Consider the following 6098-nt stretch of genomic DNA (forward strand, 5'->3'; position numbering starts at 1 on the left):
ACTCCCAACGTAACTGTTACAATTGCACATAAGGTTGTATTACAATCTCCTGAATAACGAACATAATAAGTCGTATCTGAATTCAAGTTCCCGGTATTTAATGTGTCTCCGGTTCCCGCCAATGTTCCGCCACATGAACCGGTATACCATTGCGTTACTGCTCCCGTTCCTTTACTTCCGCCACTTACTGTTAATGAAGTACTTGTACCCGGACAAATAGTAGTTGTTCCTGTTGTTCCTGTTGGCGCTGTTGATAAAGATTTCATTGTTACGGTTACTGTAGCACATGAGGTTGTATTACAATCTCCTGAATAACGAACATAATAGGTTGTATCTGAACTCAAGTTCCCGGTATTTAATGTGTCTCCGGTTCCCGCTAATGTTCCGCCACATGAACCGGTATACCATTGCGTTACTGCTCCCGTTCCTTTGATTCCGCCGCTTACAGTCAATGAGGTACTCGTCCCCGGACAAATACTAGTTGTTCCTGTTGTTCCTGTTGGCGCTGTTGATAAAGATTTCATTGTTACGGTCACTGTAGTACATGAGGTAGTATTGCAATCTCCTGAATAACGAACATAATAGGTCGTATCTGAACTCAAGTTCCCGGTATTTAATGTGTCTCCGGTTCCCGCTAATGTTCCGCCACATGAACCGGTATACCATTGCGTTACTGCTCCCGTTCCTTTGATTCCGCCGCTTACTGTCAATGAGGTACTTGTACCCGGACAAATAGTAGTTGTTCCTGTTACTCCTGTTGGTGCTGTTGATAAATCACAAATAATCACATCTCCAGTTGCATAATTAAAACTAACCGATTTTGAAGCAACCAAATTACTAGTTAAAACCCTTGAAGTACTTCCAGCCAATTGTCCTGGCAAAAAATCATAAGTTCCGGCTGCTTGAGTTGTTGAAGCAAAGGTAAATGCTATGGCGCCTGTTGTTATGCTTGCACTATGTCCCCCTTTTTGAACAACTAGTGTTCCTGTACTAACTGTAGTAGCACCCGTGTAAGTATTCGCTGCATTTGTTAAGTTCAAAGTACCAGCTCCTGTTTTAGTTAAAGTACCACTACCATTTATTACTCCGGAAATAGTAACTGTACCATTAACATCAACTACTTCAACTGTTAGAGGTTGATTAGAATTTCTTAAAATATTTCCTGAAAAAGTATTTGTTCCCGAAGTGTTTAACCCTCCTATAACTCTAGTCCCGGCATTGCCTGGATTAATATTTATATTTCTCGAAAAAGTAGTTCCTCCATCAGATTTAGCAAGGAAAAGTTTTGTTGTATTTCCTAAAAACCCACCATTCCCAACATATATATTACTTGAGGCCGATATGTCTCCACCACTTTGAATCCAAAGTTCTCCATTGTCTATCTCAGTGTTACCTGTATAAGTATTTGAACCACTATAAGTAAGAATTCCTGAGTCTTCTTTAACAATTTTACCAGTACCTGAAATTATGCTATTTACATTATTTCTTCCTGAACCCTGAAAAGTAATAGTATTGGCATTACCATAAATCTCACGTCCAAAATTAGTTATACCGCTGGAATTACTTGTTTTTAAATAAACTACACTTCCATCAATACCTATGAAGGTATTAAAAGTATGGGTTGTGGCAGCATCATTAAATAATCCATGAGTAAAACTTATACCTCTGGTATTATTGTCAGGATTGCCTGTAAAAGTTCTGGTGACTGATGCACCACTTTGAAGCACCAATGATCTCAATCCCCAAAAAGTATCATTTATGGACATTGTTGTCTGCGCATTATTATCAAAATTAACATTATGACGGGTAGTCGAACCATCGAAACAATCTGGTCTGTTTCTGGAAGAGTTTCCTCCAAAACCTCCATAATACCATTGAGAAATAGCTGTTCCTATACTAGAACAATCCCCATTTTGCCAATTTCCGTTAACAGCCTCGTTTCTCCAAAAAATTGTTTGCTGTGAATACGCCGAAAATGAAAACAATAACAATAGAAGTAAATTTTTTTTCATAAAATAAAATTTAGTTTAACATAATTAAAAAATGTTTTCTTTAAAATAGAAAACTTCAATAGCGTTAAAAGCCTCTTAGAAGTAGAATATGGGACAATAAAACTATAAAATAATACAATCTAAATTACAAAAGGATATCGAGCTGCACAAACGAAAACGTTTGCGTGTTAATAAATTCTTGATTTTTAGTTAATAAAACAACTAATCTAAAATAATTTCTAACAAAAAATAGAGGTTCCATAATTTTGCATAGCTACAGAAAAATCATAATTAGTCATAATTTTTGACACAAAAACTAATAACAAAAAAGACCCTCGATTACTCGAAGGTCTCTTATAAATATCAGTCAACCGATAACTATCTCTTTATAACTCGCATTGTTTGTAACTCATTATCCTGTGCTACAACTACATTGTAAACACCTCTTGGATATTGATCTCCAATAGCTGAAGTTTCTACATCTGATAAAATCACTTCTCGCTGTTCTATCAATCTGCCAATCATATCATAAACTTTTAAACTAATTACTGATTGACTAGATGTTTTAATGTCAATCATGAAGTTACCCGCAAACGGATTCGGATAAGCAGTCGCTTGGAATGTATCCTTAACAACTGTTTTAACCGGTCCTTCGGGTGTAGACTGTGGTGCTATAATATCACAATCCTTAGCGTCAAGAATATTTGGATATTCGCCGTACAATTGTGCCACTACAGTTACTGAATAATTCACCCCGGCTAGTAAGCCCGGGAATTGATTTAGTTTCACATATTTACCCGGACTGTAAACAGTATAATCATAAGGATTTTCCTCAGTGTAAGGTGCATCTACCGCATTAAACAATCTAAATTGGTATTGAGTAGCACCAGCAACTGCATCAGCATAAACATACTCGTTTATCGAACTTGGAACTCCTTCAACACCACATTGCTCTTCGACTATTTGAGTTTCTGGGAAATCAGGCGTATATAAAGGACAAGCCTCACTCCATGCTGAGTAATGATCCATTCCATAAGAAGTAACTCTGTAACGTACAGATACGGAATACTCTTTCTCTAATCCAACAAACAATGACGTTAACATCGTTAACTTAAAGTTAGCAACATTACGCGTTAGAGTCTCCGAAACTACCGTTACTGGCAATTCTCTCAGTGGATCTGCAGGAGAAACACGTGTCACTAAATATTCAAACTGATTCGCACCTCCGGAATGGCCGCTTACATAAACATAAGAATTAACAGAGGTCAAATGTGTACCGCATGCAATACTAGATACCGGCAAGGTTGGAGTAGAAACTAAACATGGTTCTCCATAAGCAGTATAAATCTGTGAACCAAAACTGGTAGCTCCATAGCCGTATCTCACTTGAATTCTATAGGTAGTGCCATAAGTAACCTGCATAGTTGCTGGAATACCAACAATATTGGTCAATTTGAAATAAGGCACTGTTGTTGCAACACTTACCGTTTGAACAGGATTTCCATTATCCATACGCTCTACCAAAAACTCATAGCGATTTGCGCGATAAGTAATACTGTTATTAGCATAAATATAAGAATCTATTCTCGCCAGAGCATATTCACAGGTAGAACCTATCGGACCTGTCTGTGTTGGAGGATTCGGTAATGTTGGTGCTGCAGGGGTAGTAAAACTAACCATGTTTCCATTATAAGGTTGCTCTTCTGCGTTAACAATAGCCGTGGCCTGTACATCATAGGTTGAAGAATGTGCCGCATTAGAGGCCGATGAGAAATTAAAACTTGTTGTGTTACTACTTATATATGTAACAGAAGTTGGTGCATTGGTTTTTGTAACTTTCAATTTATACGTTAACTGAGCTCCTGAATAAGGAGTAGTATTTGTTGCTGTAGAACAATGTATTGTTGCATTCATCGTTGCCAAAGCACCACTTGGTGTAGTAACATCTACAACTACAGGGGCATGCCCATTATACAAACTTCCATCACAGTCATCATCAATATTGTTGAAATTAATCTCTGTAGTCATGGTAACCGTAGCCGAACTGCTGGTGTTGGTACAACCATTACCATCCGTATATGTATAAGTATATGTCGTATCTACTGCTCCGTTGTACGGATTAGCAATACTGAATGTTCCTCCAATAGGTGAGCCAATTAAAGCTATATTCGTATTTGGACATCCGCTTACATTTGCAGCTGTTACTATTGGTAATGGATTAACGGTGACTGTAGCACTTCCTGTTTTATCCCCTGCATTAGCAGTACAATTTGCATCAGTCAATGTAGCAATAGTATATGTAGTAGTTCCTGATGGGCTTACTAATACACTAATGGGGCTACTGCTGCCACTGAATGAGGCACCATTTGATAAGGTTCCACTCCATGGACCCGTTCCGGTTACCGCAATATTCAATGAAGTAGTAGTGTTTTGCCCGTTGCAATAGTTTGCTCCTCCACTTATTACTCCAGTAGGTCGAGCATCAACAGATACTGAACCACTTAAATTAGCAGAAACACAACCTGTAACACTACTGGAAACTGTAAATGCAGAAGGCGAGATTGTTCCTGCAATAGCTGCAGAACTTAACCCTACAGTAATTGAGGATGATGGAGCATTTAATGTCCCATTAGTAACAGAAGTAATTCCCGTACCTGAAATAGAATATAAGTTAGGAGCTCCGGTAACTGCCGTATAAGGTATTATATAAGACAATGAACCGGCACAAATATTTGATATTGCACTAAAAGTAACTGTAGGGGCTATACATGTTGAAGTCCCCACAGTTATATAACCTGAAGTCCCTGCGGTAAAATAGGTGTTGTTTCTGTAAAATGGTGTAGGCGGTGCTGAACTAAGACTACCAAATTTTGCATTAGTTGTTCCTAAACCTCCCAGAGTTAATGTAGCTGCCGTATTAGTTGTTAATGTTCCCAAATTTGCAACAGCACCTGAAGCAATAGAAAGATTACCGCTAATTACAGCTGCTTTACTAAATGTTTTTGTACCTCCTGATAATGAAAGATTTGGGAAAGCCATAGTAGCTGACGTTCCTCCAATAGTTTGTGAACCTCCACTAAGTGATACCGTTCCTGTTCCTCCAACTGTCCCACCATTATTAGTCCAATTTCCATTAACAGTTATTCCGGAATTAATCGTTTTTGTCCCTGCTGTTGAAAATACAAAGTCATTAAAGATAAACGAACCCAATCCACTAATGGTTTGAGCTGCACCATTGAAAGTTGTATCCATAAGTGAAGCACCTGAATTAAGTGTTCCGTTATTGGTCAAATTACCTCCAATAGTTAAAGTATTTCCCCCATTTCCGGTAGTGTTTAATGTAGCTCCTGAGTTGATATTGACATTCCCTGTAACTGTTAAACTTCTGTTTGGATTAGCACTACCTACCTGTAAAGAACCACTAGTTCCTCCTCCAATTGTAAGTGAAGCTACAGTTACATCAACATTTTGAATTACATTAAATCCATTTCCAATGGTAACAGCATCTGTTGATGCCGGAAGACCATTTGGATTCCAGTTGTTTCCGTCCCCCCAATTGGAACTACCTGCACCACCATCCCAAGTTTTTTGAGAAAAAGAGATTTGTGTTCCAAAAAAGAATACAAGAAATAAAAGCCATTTAAAGATGATTGTAGATCGCGCAGTAAATGTTTTCGAATGAGTAATTGTTGTTTTCATATTTCTTTTTTTTTATTAATAAATATATGCTCTATTACTATTATGGTATTTAAATTAGAGTAAAGTCGTTGAACAGCTAATTTATCCTTATCATTAACCATTATGTTTTACAATTAGATTATTTAATTTTATAATTCACACTTTTAATGTTTTGTGAATAAAATAAATATTATAACAAAGTCTCATAATAGTTTGGCTTAATCAAACTGTCCAAAACTGAATGCATTAAATAATTAATAGGCTTGAAAATACTTTAGATTGCAGATATTATATAAAGCAAAGTAGCAAAATGTTTTTGAAACAAAAAAACATTATATCGATAAAATGCATTTTTTAACGACAAAATGCAATTATATTATTTTTTTATATGTTTATACTTACATTAATTAATATTATTTATTAAATGCT

Annotated in this window: 2 protein-coding genes; both read right to left on the reverse strand. The window is 36.8% G+C overall.

Features of this window, described 5'->3' with window-relative positions; all coding sequences use genetic code 11:
- A partial coding sequence (locus tag L1S35_RS13120) for an immunoglobulin domain-containing protein (protein WP_236401443.1) occupies nucleotides 1–2012 on the reverse strand: 2012 nt, incomplete at its 3' end.
- 357 nt (nucleotides 2013–2369) lie between these two features.
- A complete protein-coding gene (locus L1S35_RS13125) occupies nucleotides 2370–5690 on the reverse strand; it encodes a T9SS type A sorting domain-containing protein (protein ID WP_236401445.1) in 3321 nt (1106 codons plus the stop codon).
- Nucleotides 5691–6098: the final 408 nt, after the last annotated feature.

It is taken from the genome of Flavobacterium anseongense (genome assembly GCF_021608185.1).
Taxonomy (GTDB): Bacteria; Bacteroidota; Bacteroidia; order Flavobacteriales; family Flavobacteriaceae; genus Flavobacterium; species Flavobacterium anseongense.

Coding starts and splice junctions, on each gene's coding strand:
- L1S35_RS13125 (WP_236401445.1), bottom strand. CDS start 5,690: ATGAAAACAACAATTACTCATTCGAAAACATTTACTGCGCGATCTACA.